At 55.6% G+C, this 14,435-nt stretch carries 12 protein-coding genes; 3 read left to right on the top strand and 9 right to left on the bottom strand.

The window, feature by feature from the left end:
* Positions 1-78: 78 nt before the first annotated feature.
* A complete protein-coding gene (locus ABIE63_RS11730; protein WP_354504668.1) occupies positions 79-819 on the top strand; it encodes a heme ABC transporter permease in 741 nt (246 codons plus the stop codon).
* On the opposite strand, the gene ABIE63_RS11725 is transcribed toward ABIE63_RS11730, so the two are convergent.
* Positions 816-2,438 (bottom strand): GMC family oxidoreductase N-terminal domain-containing protein, encoded by a 1,623-nt coding sequence (locus ABIE63_RS11725; protein WP_354504667.1) that lies wholly within the window; start codon positions 2,436-2,438, stop codon positions 816-818. The genes ABIE63_RS11730 and ABIE63_RS11725 overlap by 4 nt on opposite strands.
* 85 nt (positions 2,439-2,523) lie before the next feature.
* Here ABIE63_RS11725 and ABIE63_RS11720 point away from each other — a divergent pair, with 85 nt between their 5' ends.
* Both ABIE63_RS11720 and ABIE63_RS11715 read left to right on the top strand, forming a co-directional pair.
* On the top strand, positions 2,524-3,387 hold the full coding sequence (locus tag ABIE63_RS11720; protein WP_354504666.1) for an MBL fold metallo-hydrolase: 864 nt from the start codon (positions 2,524-2,526) through the stop codon (positions 3,385-3,387).
* Entirely contained in the window at positions 3,387-4,301 is a 915-nt protein-coding gene (locus ABIE63_RS11715; protein WP_354504664.1) for an alpha/beta hydrolase, read from the top strand. The genes ABIE63_RS11720 and ABIE63_RS11715 overlap by 1 nt, the downstream gene beginning before the upstream one ends.
* Here ABIE63_RS11715 and ABIE63_RS11710 read toward each other — a convergent pair.
* The 8 genes from ABIE63_RS11710 to ABIE63_RS11675 form a co-directional block, all read right to left on the bottom strand.
* The gene (locus tag ABIE63_RS11710; RefSeq protein ID WP_354504663.1) at positions 4,298-5,956 is read right to left on the bottom strand and encodes an ABC transporter ATP-binding protein; all 1,659 of its coding nucleotides are present in this window, start codon (positions 5,954-5,956) and stop codon (positions 4,298-4,300) included. The two genes, ABIE63_RS11715 and ABIE63_RS11710, sit on opposite strands and share 4 nt — an antisense overlap.
* Positions 5,957-5,961: 5 nt before the next feature.
* Entirely contained in the window at positions 5,962-6,792 is an 831-nt protein-coding gene (locus tag ABIE63_RS11705; RefSeq protein ID WP_354504661.1) for an ABC transporter permease, read from the bottom strand.
* Between the two features lie 13 nt (positions 6,793-6,805).
* Entirely contained in the window at positions 6,806-7,765 is a 960-nt protein-coding gene (locus ABIE63_RS11700; RefSeq protein ID WP_183416269.1) for an ABC transporter permease, read from the bottom strand.
* A 22-nt stretch (positions 7,766-7,787) separates the two neighbouring features.
* Positions 7,788-9,371, bottom strand: coding sequence for an ABC transporter substrate-binding protein (locus ABIE63_RS11695; protein WP_183416268.1), 1,584 nt, complete (start codon positions 9,369-9,371; stop codon positions 7,788-7,790).
* Positions 9,372-9,595: 224 nt separating this feature from the next.
* Entirely contained in the window at positions 9,596-10,273 is a 678-nt protein-coding gene (locus ABIE63_RS11690; protein ID WP_354504660.1) for a transglutaminase-like cysteine peptidase, read from the bottom strand.
* A 205-nt stretch (positions 10,274-10,478) separates the two neighbouring features.
* The gene (locus ABIE63_RS11685; protein ID WP_183416266.1) at positions 10,479-11,807 is read right to left on the bottom strand and encodes an HlyD family type I secretion periplasmic adaptor subunit; all 1,329 of its coding nucleotides are present in this window, start codon (positions 11,805-11,807) and stop codon (positions 10,479-10,481) included.
* 12 nt (positions 11,808-11,819) lie between these two features.
* Positions 11,820-13,985: a type I secretion system permease/ATPase gene (locus ABIE63_RS11680; RefSeq protein WP_354504659.1), complete on the bottom strand. Its 2,166-nt coding sequence runs from the start codon at positions 13,983-13,985 to the stop codon at positions 11,820-11,822.
* Between the two features lie 68 nt (positions 13,986-14,053).
* Positions 14,054-14,275 (bottom strand): hypothetical protein, encoded by a 222-nt coding sequence (locus tag ABIE63_RS11675; RefSeq protein ID WP_354504657.1) that lies wholly within the window; start codon positions 14,273-14,275, stop codon positions 14,054-14,056.
* Between the last annotated feature and the right edge of the window lie 160 nt (positions 14,276-14,435).

Here is a 14,435-nt window from a genome sequence, read left to right as displayed (position 1 = left end):
TGTATAACGAATCCGTGCCTTTTGCCGCGCGGCAAGCTGCGTTATATCTCCGGCCATTCGCGGCGCTAGAGAGGTTTCATGCAACACTTCGCCAACCCGGCCCGGTTTCGACGTCTCGCCGACAGGTTCCAGCCATGGATCGTGGGAGCTACCGTTTTGACACTGGCTCTGGGACTCTATCTATCACTGTTTGTCGCGCCGCCGGACTACCAGCAAGGCGAGACGGTGCGGATCATGTTTGTCCACGTGCCGTCGGCCTGGATGGCCCTTTTTATCTACCTGGTGGTCGCCGTATCAAGTTTCGTCGGTCTTGTGTGGCGGCACCCGCTGGCGCATCTAGCAGCGAAAGCAGCCTCTCCGATCGGAGCCTGTTTTACTTTCCTCGCACTTGTTACCGGTTCTCTGTGGGGTAAACCTATGTGGGGTACCTGGTGGGTTTGGGACGGCCGTTTGACCTCGGTCCTGGTACTGTTCTTCCTCTACCTGGGCCATCTGGCTCTTTTGAGCGCATTTGAGAACTCGGAACGCGGCCAGCGATCGGCGGCAATCCTGGCCCTTGTCGGGGTCGTGAATCTGCCGGTAATCAAGTTTTCGGTGGAATGGTGGAACACGCTTCACCAACCGGCAAGCGTCCTACGCCTCGACGGCCCTACGATCGATCCATCGATGCTTTGGCCCTTACTCGTCATGGCACTCGGTTTCAAACTGTACTTCGTACTTGTACTGCTGATTCGTATGAAGAATGGTCTTCTAGATGCCCGAACCCGAAGTCTCCGGCTCATGGCGATAGAAGAGGCCAGCCGAGGCCATCGACCTTAATCCCGCCGGTCTTCCCGGATCAGATCACTTGCCTTCTCTGCGATGACCATTGACGGTGAATTCGTGTTGCCGGAGGTAATGGTCGGCATAATCGAAGCATCGGCTATTCGCAGTCCCGCAATTCCCCGCACGCGCAAACGTTCATCGACGACCGCGGCGTCATCCTGTCCCATCCGGCAGGTGCCGACTGGATGAAAGATCGTCGTGCCGATCTCACCGGCCGCGCGCGCCAACGCCTCATCCCCCTCCACTGCCGGACCGGGCAAATGCTCCTCAGGCTCAAAGGCCTGTAGGGCCTTGGCGTCCGCAATCCTGCGAGTCAATCGGATCGCGTCTGCGGCAACTTGGCGGTCGCGCTCATGACTCAGGTAGTTGGGGCGGATCGACGGCTTCTCACGATAATCAGGACTTTTCAGGTGAATGGACCCACGGCTTTCGGGCCTCAAATTGCACACCGAGGCCGTAAATGCAGGAAACTCGTGCAGAGGGTCGCCAAATTTATCCAGTGAAAGCGGCTGCACATGGAATTCGAGGTTTGGCGTTTCGTAGCTTGGATCGCTCTTGGCAAAGGCGCCAAGTTGGCTGGGCGCCATCGTCAAGGGCCCGCGCCGGAACAGGAGATATTCCAGGCCCATCCCGATACGCCCGAACAAGCTGTTGGCGCGCTGGTTCAAAGTTACCGTGTTCTTAACCTTGTAGACGCAACGAATTTGTAGATGGTCCTGCAGGTTCTCGCCGACTCCCGGTAGGTCCAACACAACAGGGATACCTAGGTCCCGAAGCCTCTGCTCCTGACCAATCCCCGAAAGCTCAAGAATGTTCGGACTGCCGACCGCGCCCGCGCAGAGAATGACCTCCTGTGATGCCCTGACGCTTACCGGCGCACCCTTTAGCTCGAAGTTCAACCCGGTGGCCCGGTTTCCTTCAAACAGCAGATTTTGTGCCTGGGCATTTGTCATGACCGTCAGGTTTTCGCGGTTCGCTGCCGGGCGCAGGAAGCCCTTGCTTGCGGACCACCGTACACCGCGTTTCTGGTTCACCTGAAAGTAACCGCAACCCTCGTTGTTGCCGCGGTTGAAATCGTCAGTCTTGGGAATGCCTATCTCCGCTGCCGCCTCCCGAAAGGCATCAAGGATTTCCCACGTGAGCCGCATCTCTTCAACCCGCCACTCACCGCCCTGCCCGTGATCGTCGTCTGCGCCTCTGGACTGGTCCTCCGCGCGCTTGAACAGCGGCAGAATCTCATTCCAACCCCAGCCTTCGTTACCCATCTGCCGCCATAGGTCATAGTCTCGAGCCTGGCCGCGCAGATAGAGCATGCCGTTGATGGATGAACAGCCACCGAGCACCCGGCCCCGTGGATAGTTTAGCGACCGACCGCCGAGCCCCGCTTCGGGTTCGGTCTTAAAGCACCAGTCAGTACGTGGATTGTTCTGCGTGTAGAGATAACCGATCGGGACATGAATCCAGAAATAGTTGTCACGCCCACCGGCTTCGAGCAACAACACAGAGTTCTTTGGATCCTTGGAGAGTCTATTCGCAAGGACACAGCCAGCCGAGCCGGCCCCCACGATCACATAATCAAAGATCCCTATATCTTTGCGCTCGGCCTGCGTCATCGACTGCCTCTACTTTCGCATTTATTGTCTGGCATTATCATAAATTCAATCGAGTATGCGGCAAGAGCAGTTCAGGGGCCAAATTATGAAGACCGACGTGAAAGCGTTTTTTGATAACGCCACCAACACTGTTAGCTATATCGCTAGTGATCCGGAAACAAAGAAAGCCATCGTGATTGATCCTCTGCTTGATTTCGATCCGGCATCCTGTCGCACATCACATGAATCAGCAGACAAGATCATCGCCCACATCAACCAACAAGCTCTTTCCGTGTCCCTGATTCTGGAAACACATGTGCACGCCGATCATTTATCGGCGGGGCAGTATCTTAAAGAACGGCTTGGTGCACCCGTCGGCATCGGTTTCAACATCAAAGCGGTCCAGGTTGCTTTCGCTGAGGTCTTCAACCTTGGGCCCGAGGTCGCCAAGGATGGATCTCAGTTCGACCGTTTGTTTCAAGATGACGAATCGTTTCAACTCGGCACCCTGCCCGCAAAGGCACTGCACGTGCCCGGGCACACACCCTCATGCATGGCTTACTTGATTGGGGATGCGATTTTCGTCGGAGATACTCTGTTCATGCCAGATTTCGGTACCGCACGCTGTGACTTTCCAGGCGGCGATGCCGGACTGCTTTATCGATCCATTCAGCGGATCCTGGCCTTACCTGCCCAAACGCGAATTTTCGTCGGACACGATTACAAGGCACCCGGCCGCGATGTCTTCGCATGGGAAACCACCGTGGCGAAGCAACGTGAGGGCAATGTTCATCTGCGCGACGGCGTCACGGAACAGGACTTCGTCCGTACAAGGACAGAGCGCGACGCCAACCTTGCTGTGCCTCGCCTTCTTCTCCCCGCCGTTCAAGTCAATATGCGTGCAGGTGCGCTGCCAGACCCGGAAAGCAACGGCATTTCTTATCTGAAACTACCGACGAACACTTTCTGATGGCCACAGCCCTGACAGATCCGGAAGTCCGCCAGTTCGTGGAAAGATCGGAAGATTTCTTTCCGCAAGACGGATCGAACCTAAGCATTGACCAACAGCGGACGCTTTACGATAGGCTCTGTGCTGCTTTTGGCGCGCCGCTACCAGACCGTCTAACGGTGCACGACCTCACACTGGCAGATCGCCCGGCGCGGCATTATCAGCCGGATGCAGTTAGAACGACGGCTCACCTTCTGTTCTTTCACGGCGGTGGATTTGTTGTGGGGGGCATCGAAAGCCATGACAGTATCTGCGCGGAACTTGCCGTGGCGGCAAGCATGAACGTGTTCGCGCTGGATTACCGCCTTGCACCCGAACATTGCCACCCTGCCGCCTTCGAGGATGCCCTCGGCGCGTATCTATCCCTACGGCAAGAGAACCCGGTTATCGTCGCCGGCGACAGCGCAGGCGGAAATCTGGCGGCCGCTGTTGCTCTTGCAGCCAGGGACTGTGAGCAGCCTGCAACCGGGCAACTGCTCATTTATCCCACACTGGGCGGTGAGGCCCTTGTAGCCAGCAACCGCGAGGAAGCCGCGGCACCGCTTCTCACATCGCAGGATATGCAGTTTTACCAGGAGGTGCGGAGTGACGGGCCACCGCCGTATGACGACAAATTTTTCGCACCCCTCGCGGAAACCGATTATGGAGGGTTACCGCGCGCGGTGCTCTTTGCAGCCGAAATTGACCCCCTGCGCGACGAAGCAGTCCTGTACGCGGAACGTCTACAGGATGCCGGAGTCCCGACCAAACTCCATCGGGAAACGCAGCTCGTTCACGGGTATCTGCGCGCACGCGGCATGAGCTGGCGCGCCGCCGATAGTTTCAAGCGAATGGTGGAAGCGCTGCGCTGGTTGAGCGAGGAAAGTCCGCTTTAGTTCCCGGCCGATTCCATGGTCCGGTCCTCAAGCACACGTTCCAACCATCCAACTTCCATCTCCGGCACCGACGATAACAGCAGTTCCGTGTACTCATGGTGGGGCGGCTTGAAGATATCTTCCTTCGGACCGTCCTCGACCACCTCGCCCTGGTACATGACCACCACCTCGTCGGCGATGGCTTTAACCGTTGCAAGGTCGTGGGTAATAAACATGTACCCTAAATGGAACTCGGATTGCAGCCGATCCAAGAGCCTCAAAATCCCCTCCGCAACCAATTGGTCCAAAGCGGAGGTTACCTCGTCACAGATAATCAACTCAGGCTCGGCCGCTAACGCACGGGCAATGCAGACCCGTTGCTTCTGACCACCGGACAGCTCGCCAGGCAAGCGATCAATGTACTCACCCGGCTCTAGCTCAATCATGGAAAGAAGCTCGCGAAGGCGCTCCTCTTTCTTGCGGCCTTTCAGACCGAGATAGAACTCCAGTGGCCGACCAATGATATCGCGTATCCGATGCTTCGGATTAACGGCGGTGTCGGCGCTTTGATAGATCATCTGGACATGACGTAGTTGGTCTTTACTGCGCTGCTTGTAACGCGGCGGCAGGGCCGTTCCCTTGAAGAGGATACGTCCCTCATCCGGCGGCAAGAGCCCTGTAATTACCCGCGCCGTCGTAGATTTCCCGCTGCCCGACTCACCGACCACGGCGACCGTTTGCCCACGGTGTACTTCAAAACTTACATTCCGGAGGACCTGCACCGGCCCATAGGAGGCCGAGATATTTTCCACCTTGACGATTGGCACCTTGCCTTCCGATTCCGCAGGGTTCTCCTTGCGGAAGGTACGCACTGCCCAGAGCGATTTTGTATAATCTTCCTGTGGATCATCAAGCATCTCGCCGGTGGCGTTTTCTTCCACCAGTTCGCCATAACGCAGGACCATGATCCGGTCGGCCATCTGAGCCACCACAGCAAGGTCGTGGGTAATATAAATAGCCGCCGTGTTAAACTGACGGACAACATCCTTGATTGCGGCCAACACCTCGATCTGGGTCGTGACATCAAGAGCAGTCGTCGGCTCATCAAAAATAATCAAGTCTGGGCGCGAGGCCATCGCCATGGCCGTCATCGCGCGCTGTAACTGCCCACCCGACACCTGATGGGGATAGCGAAAACCAATGCTCTCCGGCTCGGGAAGCCGCAAACGATGATAAAGATCGATGGCTTCTTCCTCCGCCTCCGGCTTGGTGCGGATTCCGTGTTGGACCGGGGCCTCAGCATACTGGTCGATCAAGCGATGGGCCGGGTTGAACGCGGCCGCGGCGGACTGCGCGACATAGGCAATGCGCGATCCCCGATACCGTCTCTTTTCCTCCCGCGTAATTTTTGCCAGATCGACGCCATCGAAGAGGATCTCGCCACCGGAGATTCGACAGCCGTCGCGGGCAAAGCCCATAGCCGCCAGACCGATGGTCGATTTTCCTGCGCCTGATTCACCAATCAAACCGAGGACCTCACCGCGGTGCAAAGTCAGATCGATGCCCTTGACGATTTCGTGCCAGGTATCATCGGACCGCCCCTCGATACGAAGGCCACGGATGCGCAGTAGCACCTCCTTTTTCCCACCGCTACCGGCTGCCTTTGTCTCGCTCATCGGCATCAATCCTTCAGTCCGCTGGTTTTATGGAGGAACCAATCGACAACAAAATTCACACCAACCGTCAACAGGCCGATCGCACCCGCCGGAATCAAAGGCGTCGGGTCGCCAAAGGAGATAAGCGTTGCGGTCTCGCGCACCATCGACCCCCAATCCGCCGTCGGCGGCTGAATGCCCAAGCCGAGGAACGACAGGGCCGAGATTGTGAGAAAGACGAAACAGAAGCGCAGACCAAATTCCGCGACCAGCGGCGCCATGGCGTTTGGTATCAACTCGCGGCGAATAATCCAAACCAAGCCTTCGCCGCGCAATCGTGCGGCTTCAACATACTCCATAACCGTAATGTTGACGCCGACGGCGCGCGCCAAACGAAATACGCGCGTCGAATCAAGGACGGCAATGACAATGATCAGAACCGGGATCGCCGTGCCAAACACCGTCAGCAGCATCAATGCAGAGATCAGTGTCGGGATCGCCATAATTGCATCGACGATCCGTGAAAATACCAAGTCGAACCAACCGCCAAGAGCTGCGGCCAACATGCCGGTCAAGCCACCGATCAGAAAGGTCAAAACAGTTGCGGCAAGCGCAATTCCGACCGTGTTCCTGGCACCGTAGATTACCCGTGACAGCATATCTCTGCCCAGGTTGTCGGTCCCGAGAACAAAGTCTCCTTCCCATTGCATGAACTGCGACCCGACGATTTCACGCTCACCATAAGGCGCTATGACGGGCGCGAAAATCGCCACGAAGCCGTAAATAAGAATAATCAGGAGGCCAAACTTGGCGGACAGCGGGGCTTTGATGATCTCTTTTAAAATGGTGCTGAACATTTCCCAGGCCTCCTTATCTCGGGTGCAGAAGGCGTGGATTGGTTACGATGGCCAGGATATCCGCCGTTAAGTTCAGCAGGATATATACCGCGGCAAAAATCATGCTGCCCGCCTGGACCATGGGCATGTCACGCTTGGAAACGGCGTCTACCAACAATTGCCCCAGACCGGGGTAAACGAAAACAACCTCGACCACCACGACGCCAACGATGAGATAAGCCAGGTTCAATGCCACCACGTTGATGATCGGCGCCAAAGCGTTGGGCAAGGCATGCTTGAAAATGACGCGACTGCGCTTGATCCCCTTCAGGTGTGCCATCTCGATGTAACTGCTGGCCAATAGGTTGATGATGGAAGCACGTGTCATGCGCATCATGTGCGCCGTTACGACCAAAGTAAGGGTGATGGCCGGCAGCAGGGTGCGATACACCTTTTCTGCCAAGCTAAGGCCCGGACTTGAGACGTTCGAGATACCCGGAAAGATTCCCCACTTACTCGCAAAGAAATAAATCAACAGGTATGCCACGAAGAACTCCGGGAAAGAGATCGACGATAGCGTCAGAACGTTGATTGCTCTGTCAAAAAGAGAGTTTCGATAGAGCGCTGCCAACATGCCGAGAATCAGGGAAAGCGGAACCGCCATAATTGCCGCAAACCCGGCAAGGAACAGCGTGTTTCCAATACGAGAGCCAATCAATTCGGAGATCTCTCGCCCGGTCGACAGCGTTTTGCCCATATCGCCGGTCAGCATACCCCCCAGCCAACTGAGGTAACGCTCATGAGGTGGTTTATCCAACCCCATCTCTTGACGGCACACTTGCAAGGTATCCGGCGTCGCCCCCTGCCCCATGAGTTCCTGACAGGTATCACCCGGCAGGAGCTCAACCACGAATGCAATGGCTGCGGATACGATGAAGAGGATCAGGAGGCCCAGCGCCAAGCGCTGGGCCACCAGTTTGATCAACGCATTCATCTGAATACCCTTCGATGAATGCTTATGCGAACCACCAACGTTCGGCGTACTTCGAGCCATCCATCTCGAAGTTACCCGCCATCTTGTTGTATCCGAGCTTGTCGGATACAGCGAAGACATAGTTCGCAAACATCGGGACGATGACACTGCCTTCGTCACGCAGAATCTTCTGCATCTCGAAGTACATCTCGCCACGCTTCTTGTCGTCGATCTCAGCACGCGCCTTGATCAGCAGATCGTTGAAGCGATCATGCTTCCAGAAGCTATCATTCCAAGGTGCTTCGGCGGCATAAGCGGTGCTGAACATGAAGTCGACCGTCGGACGTCCGCCCCAATAAGATGCGCAGAAGGGCTTGTTCATCCAAACGTTGGACCAGTATCCGTCGTTGGGTTCGCGAATAACCTCGATATCGATGCCGGCCGGCGCGGCATGCTCTTTGAAGAGCACGGCGGCATCGACGGCTCCCGCATAAGCTGCGTCGGCAGCGCTGAGCTGGACCTTGATGTTCGAAAGTCCGGCCTGCTTCAAATAGAACTTTGCCTTGTCGATATCATAGGTACGAGGCTCAAGATCGGCTGCATGGAACTTCAGTGACGGGGAGATCGGGTGATCGTTACCCGCGATGCCGTGGCCCAGCAGAATCTTATCGACGATCTCTTGACGATTGATGGCATGTTTCAACGCCATCCGTACATTGTTGTCATCGTAAGGCGCGGTATCGGCACGCATTGGGAACACATAGTGCCTGAACCCAACCGTTTCTTCGATCTTCACGCCAGGCGTTCGGCCCAGCAAATGAACGGTCTGAAGATCGACGCGGTCGATAGCATCCACCTCACCGGATGTGAGTGCGTTGGTGCGAGCCGTTACGTCAATGATCGCCAGCATCTCGATCTCATCGAAATAGGCCGCATCTGACTTGTGATAGTTCGGGTTGCGCGTGAAAGATGCGCGCACGCCAGGCTCGAACTCTTTGAGGACATAGGGCCCAAGGCCGTTACCGGACGTAGCGTCGGCGACGCCATCCTTCGACGGCAGCATGGCGATGTGGTAATCGCTCATAACAAAGGGGAAGTCGGCATTACCAGCAGCAAGTTCGACAACCACCTGGTTCTTGCCGTCGGCCTTGATTGAAGTAATCTGCTCAAGCAGCGACTTTGCCGGCGACTTACTGTCTTCCCCGCGGTGGTGGGCAATGGACGCGACCATATCATCGGCATCGAAGGTCTTGCCGTCGTGGAACTCCATTCCCTTGCGGATATTGAAGACCCATTTCTGGGCGTCGTCCGAGGCCTCCCAGGACTCGATCGCCTCTGGAACGAGGCTGCCGTCCGCCTTCATCTCACCGACGTGGTTATGGATGGTGTAGTCCATCCCCAAATCCCAACCGTCGAGGTAGAGTGCCGGATCCAACTGGTTGGTTGTCGAGCCATGCGCCACACCATAGCGGAAACGCCCGCCACGCTTTGGAGCCGCAAGCGCTTTCCCGGCCATCGAGGTAGCAACTGTCGCGCTCACACCTAGTGCGGTGGCACCCTGTAAAAACTCGCGCCGACCGATGCGTCCCTGCGCAAGTTGCTGCGTTAGCTTTTCAAGATATTTCACTGATGACACTCCCTGACATTTTTATTGGTCAAAATGCTTTGCCAGCACACTGCCGGACGCAATTCGCCTTTTTGAGAGTGCGAGTTTAAATCAGCTTTCGATCGAATAAAAGTAGGTGCAGGACGAAAATTGAACAATCAATCAAAAAAAATGCCGCCAAATTAGAATTTTTATAACTGCGTAGCGATTTTAGAGTAGCCGATCACTGGCGCCGGTCGAATTCGTCAATTTCGCGTGATCCAGACCTGATCGACAAACGTCACCATGCGCGCCTGGAACCCACTCGCTTCGATTTCCTGCACCTTCGGCTCGTTGATATCGACCGCAAGGACGCGGTCTCCATCGAAAATCGCGAGAATGGCGTGTGCCCGGCCGTATTTGTCATAACCAACGGCTAAGCCGACTTCTGAAGGTGGCACTCCCGCGGCCAAAGCTAGCGAGAGACCCAAGATTGCTTGGTCTTCACAGTCGCCCGCCATTGCGGCTAGCGTTTCCTCCGGTGTTTGCCAAACATCACCGTCGCCATCTTCGCGATACGCCACCTTTTGCAGTCGGCGATGAATACCTACTGCCAACGCCCCAAGGGTGACGGCTTTCTTTCTCTCGACGAGATGCCCCCATCGGCTCCACGAGCGCGTGTGCTGCGACCGAGCGAGCGCTACGCGTCCTCTCCCGACCGATTTCAGGTCCGTTCTTACCCGGCTCCATTTCGGCACCAGATCCGTCGACAAGCTGACGAGATTCCCTAGCGCAGCATGTCGAAAGGATGCCGCGCCGGCGATCGAGTTGGAAGCAGCCATGGTTTCGACCGTCATGGCCAAAAGGAATATTACCGCCAGGCAGAAAGACGGAATTCTCAGAAATTGTTTCGTGAAGGGGTGAAATATTGGGTCGGAATTCATCTGCTTTCCCTTCGTACTGAAGACGCCGCAATTGGCGTAAGCAGATAAACCTTAGTAATACGATGTTAAACCGCCGTTAATAGTTAGATTTATAATATACTTATACTCTAACTGTAGTCTTATTTTATTAAATTTTTATACGTTATTTAGAAAAAAGGCGCCGAAATGGCGCCTATTTTGTTTTGTCGTGGCTGGCTATATCGGTTTACCGTTCCCGTAATGCGTCCTCTCTCCAATTCACGATTGGATTGCTGAGGTACTCTAAGACCGACTTCCGGCCGGTTAGGATATCCACCTGAGCCGTCATTCCCGGTATTATTGGCAAGACCTCGCCGTCTTTCTCGAGGTAGTTCTTGTTGGTGCGTACATAGACTTTAAAGAAACTTCTACCTTCCTGATCGACAATCGTGTCGGCACTGATTCGCTCTACGGTGCCAACCAATCCGCCATAGACGGAAAAATCATACGCCGTCATTTTGACGGCCGCATTTTGTTCGGGGTGAAGGAACGCGATATCCTTCGGCGTGATTTCCGCCTCGACCAACAGAGTATCGTCGAGCGGAACAATCTCCATGATCGTCTCACCAGGACGAACAACGCCACCCAGCGTAGTCTTATAGAGCTGCTTGATGGTGCCACGAACGGGTGCACGTACCTCGGTCCGCTGTACCCGGTCCTGCTCAGCATTGATCTGAGACGCAATAGACTTCAAATCGACACGCTGCTCATTGAGTTGGGCCAAGGCATCGCTCCTGAAGCCCAAAACGGCTTCTACCACCCTTTCTCGCGCTTCTTTGGCATTGCTCTCGGCCCGTTCGATGGAGCGCTCAACGGTCGTCGCTTCTCCTGACAGGGAGGCGACTTCTTTCTCGAGCCTCAGCACATCGACTTGTGAGACGATTCCCCTGCTGGCGAGTGGGCGCAGCATGGATAGTTCACGACGGGCCGGCGAAAGGGTCGCCGTAACGGCATCATGCCTGGCCTTCAACTCAATGATCTCGCGATCCACCGAGTCAGCTGCTGTTTGCAGCACTTGCAGGCCCGCGTTCAACTGATCCTGACGGGCGTTGAAGAGACGCAGTTCCTGGGCAACCATCTCCGGTGCCTCGGCAATTACCTCTTTGGGAAAAGTGGGTGCTTCCTTACCCGACACCTCAGCCTCCAGCCGCGCCGTGGAAGCAAGTAGGCTGTAGTATCGCGTGTACGCATTGGCAAAGGCGCTCTGCGCTATCTCGTTACGTATCGTCACCAACAGATCGCCGGGTGACACGATATCGCCTTCCGACACGTGTAGTCCGTCGATAATGCCGCCTTCGAGATTTTGGATCACTTGGGTGCGGCTCGAAGGAATAACCGTCGCAGTACCCCGCGTGACCTCTTCGAGAACGGCCCTATCCGCCCAAACAAAGAATGTAACCAGCGCTGCAACCGTCAGCAGACTCAGGATGTAGGCAAAGCGGCTTCCCGAGCGGGCGGCGCGCTCCTCCATCAAGGCTAGGTCGATCAATTCGTCGGCTTCATGCCCGCGTGTCATACTTTGGCTTCCCTACTCCGCCGCCTTCACTTTTCCCTGGTTCAGGTCTTGTAAAACCTTTTCTTTCGGTCCGTCCGCCACGATACGACCCGCGTCGATGACGATCAGTCTGTCCACCAGTGAAAGCAACGAAGTGCGATGGGTTATGATGATAAGTGTCTTGTCCTTGGTGTACTCGGTCAGCCGCTCACGCAACCGAGCCTCCGAACCTTGATCCATTTGGCTCGTCGGTTCATCGAGTATGAGAATCGACGGATCGAGCACCAGTGCCCTCGCTAGCGCAATCGTTTGCCGTTGTCCGCCGGACAAGGAGGCGCCGCGCTCGCCCACCGGGGTTTCGTAACCGTCAGGGAACTGCCGCACAAACTCGGATACACCGGAGACATCCGCCGCTCGATGGATCGCTTCCTCATCTGCAAGCGGTGCGCCAATCCCAATGTTTTCTCTGATCGATCCGGAGAAGAGAAAATTCTCCTGCCCGACATAGCCGACATAGCGCCGTAAGTCCGAGGGGTTGTACTGCGCCAGATCGATGCCGTTGAGCGAGATGCTGCCCTCTTCGGGGTCATAGAGGCCGACCATCATCCGAGCAACCGTACTCTTGCCTGAACCAATGCGCCCCAATATTGCGACCTTCTCGCCCGGGCGGATGCGGCAACTCACGCCATTGAGCGCCTGACGCTTGGCGTCGGGATAACTGAAGACGACCTGGCGCATGTCCAACCCGCCTTCTTCCAGGATCGATGAAAGGCGCCCGGCGCCGTAATCTTCGAATTCCAACTTCATGAAGGCATTCAGCCGCTTCAAGGAAGACAAAGACTGCTGAAGCCGCAACAGCATGTTCGACATCATTCCAAGCGGGGCCAGCGAACGACCGGTCAGAATGGTAGCGGCGACCAGAGCACCGACGGAGACTTGATTGTCTTTGATCAGATAGACGCCCCAGACGATGATGACAACCGTCGCCATCTGCACCGAAAACTGCGTAAAGGCCGTTGAAACAGTGTAGTAGAAACGTAGTTGCCGCGAGGTCTCGGAGCTTCGTTCGATGGCACGATCCCAACGATCCATGAACAGGCTTTCGGCGCCGCTCGACTTAATGGTCTCCAACCCGGCCGTCACCTCGACAATGACGCCGTGCTGCGTGCCGGCGTCCTGCAGGTTCCGCTCCGTCAACCTGCGCATCGGGATCCGGAGTAAAAGCGAGAACAACAGAACCAAAGGAAGTGCCGCCAAAGGCACGAAAGCCAAGGGACCCGAGATCAGATATATAACCAGAATGAACAACAGCACGAATGGCAGGTCGACCAGCACGCTGATCGTGCTGGAGGAGAAGAACTCGCGGATGTTCTCGTATTCCCGCAAGGAGTTGGCGAAAGTTCCGACCTGTCCGAGGCGCTCTTTCAGCCGCAGCGATAAGAGCTGTCCCATTAGACGGGATCCAATCACGCTATCGGCCGTGCGCCCTGCGTGATCGATGAAATAACTGCGCAAATTGCGGAACAGGAAATCGAATGACAACGCCAGAATGACGCCTATTGCAAGCGCCCATAAGCTCGCAATAGCTTGGTTTGGCACGACCCGATCATAAACGTTCATAACGAAAAGCGGGATCGACAGTGCGAAGCAATTGATTAGGAAAGAGACGATAATGACGTGGCCGTAAACCGGCCAGAATGATCTGAGAGTTTGCCAGAACCAGCCACGGCGGCTGGCCGATGCCGCCAGTTCAAAACGGTTACCCGCCTCGCCTGCTCCACCGACCACCAGAAAGCGGCCGGTAAACGACTTGGCAAGTTCGTCACATTCGACAACCTCGGCCATTCGCGATTCTGGATTCCAAATTTGAACCCGTGTGCGGGTAATGAAACGCAGGAGAACCGAAGCCTTGCCGTCTTGCTGTTCGAGTAAACAAGGAAAGTGCCTAGGCGCTATCGCTTGAAGCTTGCGGGCCCGCGAGATGCTCGCAGGCAACCCAATGGCCTTGAGGCTGCGGCCCAAGCTCTCCAAATCGTTGCGCTCACCCATATGATGACGCAATTGCAAGGGCGAAACCGGCCGACCGGCAAGCTTGGAAAGAGCGATGCCGGCACTCATGACCGGACTATCGGCGCTTTGGCCGGCTACATTCCTATCAGCATCTGCCCCAATAGCTTTCAATACGTCGGCCTGATCCATACGGAATGTTCCATCTCTCTCACATCAAGTTACAGCGTAACGTGTCATTTTGCAGTCGAGGCGCCTGCTTAATTCGCCGCATCATCACCGTCAGCCGTCAGCTCTTTCAGCAAGCGGCCTCCCTCATCGGCCAGGCCGCTCGCGAGAGTTCCGATTTCATCCAGGGCATCCCCCAGTTCCGGCTGCTCTATCCAAGAGTGACCAATTCCAAAAGCGAGAAGACCGCCAAGAATCACGGCAAGCTCGGTGGCCAACACCAACTTCTGGAATCCCAGTCGTCCAGTTCGCACGCTTCCGCCCCTTATCTCCAAATCTCACTTTCCGAGCCCAAGATAGTAAATCTTAGGCATCGTATGATTCAATTTATTTAAATATTTTTCTTTCTAAAGATGATTAGAAACACTTGATAAATGATTAATAATCAACTGTAATATACATTCAAATACGAAA

It is taken from the genome of Limibacillus sp. MBR-115 (genome assembly GCF_040549425.1).
GTDB lineage: Bacteria > Pseudomonadota > Alphaproteobacteria > Kiloniellales > CECT-8803 > Limibacillus > Limibacillus halophilus.
The sequence above is the reverse complement of the archived record's forward strand: the minus strand, read 5'-3'. Positions and strand labels throughout refer to the sequence as shown.

What these genes read in the sequence shown, in the direction of transcription:
- ABIE63_RS11685 (WP_183416266.1), bottom strand. Translation starts at nt 11,807, where the DNA reads ATGACACGCGGGCATGAAGCCGACGAATTGATCGACCTAGCCTTGATG.
- ABIE63_RS11680 (WP_354504659.1), bottom strand. Translation starts at nt 13,985, where the DNA reads ATGGATCAGGCCGACGTATTGAAAGCTATTGGGGCAGATGCTGATAGG.
- ABIE63_RS11705 (WP_354504661.1), bottom strand. Translation starts at nt 6,792, where the DNA reads ATGTTCAGCACCATTTTAAAAGAGATCATCAAAGCCCCGCTGTCCGCC.
- ABIE63_RS11715 (WP_354504664.1), top strand. Translation starts at nt 3,387, where the DNA reads ATGGCCACAGCCCTGACAGATCCGGAAGTCCGCCAGTTCGTGGAAAGA.
- ABIE63_RS11720 (WP_354504666.1), top strand. Translation starts at nt 2,524, where the DNA reads ATGAAGACCGACGTGAAAGCGTTTTTTGATAACGCCACCAACACTGTT.
- ABIE63_RS11710 (WP_354504663.1), bottom strand. Translation starts at nt 5,956, where the DNA reads ATGAGCGAGACAAAGGCAGCCGGTAGCGGTGGGAAAAAGGAGGTGCTA.
- ABIE63_RS11725 (WP_354504667.1), bottom strand. Translation starts at nt 2,438, where the DNA reads ATGACGCAGGCCGAGCGCAAAGATATAGGGATCTTTGATTATGTGATC.
- ABIE63_RS11700 (WP_183416269.1), bottom strand. Translation starts at nt 7,765, where the DNA reads ATGAATGCGTTGATCAAACTGGTGGCCCAGCGCTTGGCGCTGGGCCTC.
- ABIE63_RS11730 (WP_354504668.1), top strand. Translation starts at nt 79, where the DNA reads ATGCAACACTTCGCCAACCCGGCCCGGTTTCGACGTCTCGCCGACAGG.
- ABIE63_RS11690 (WP_354504660.1), bottom strand. Translation starts at nt 10,273, where the DNA reads ATGAATTCCGACCCAATATTTCACCCCTTCACGAAACAATTTCTGAGA.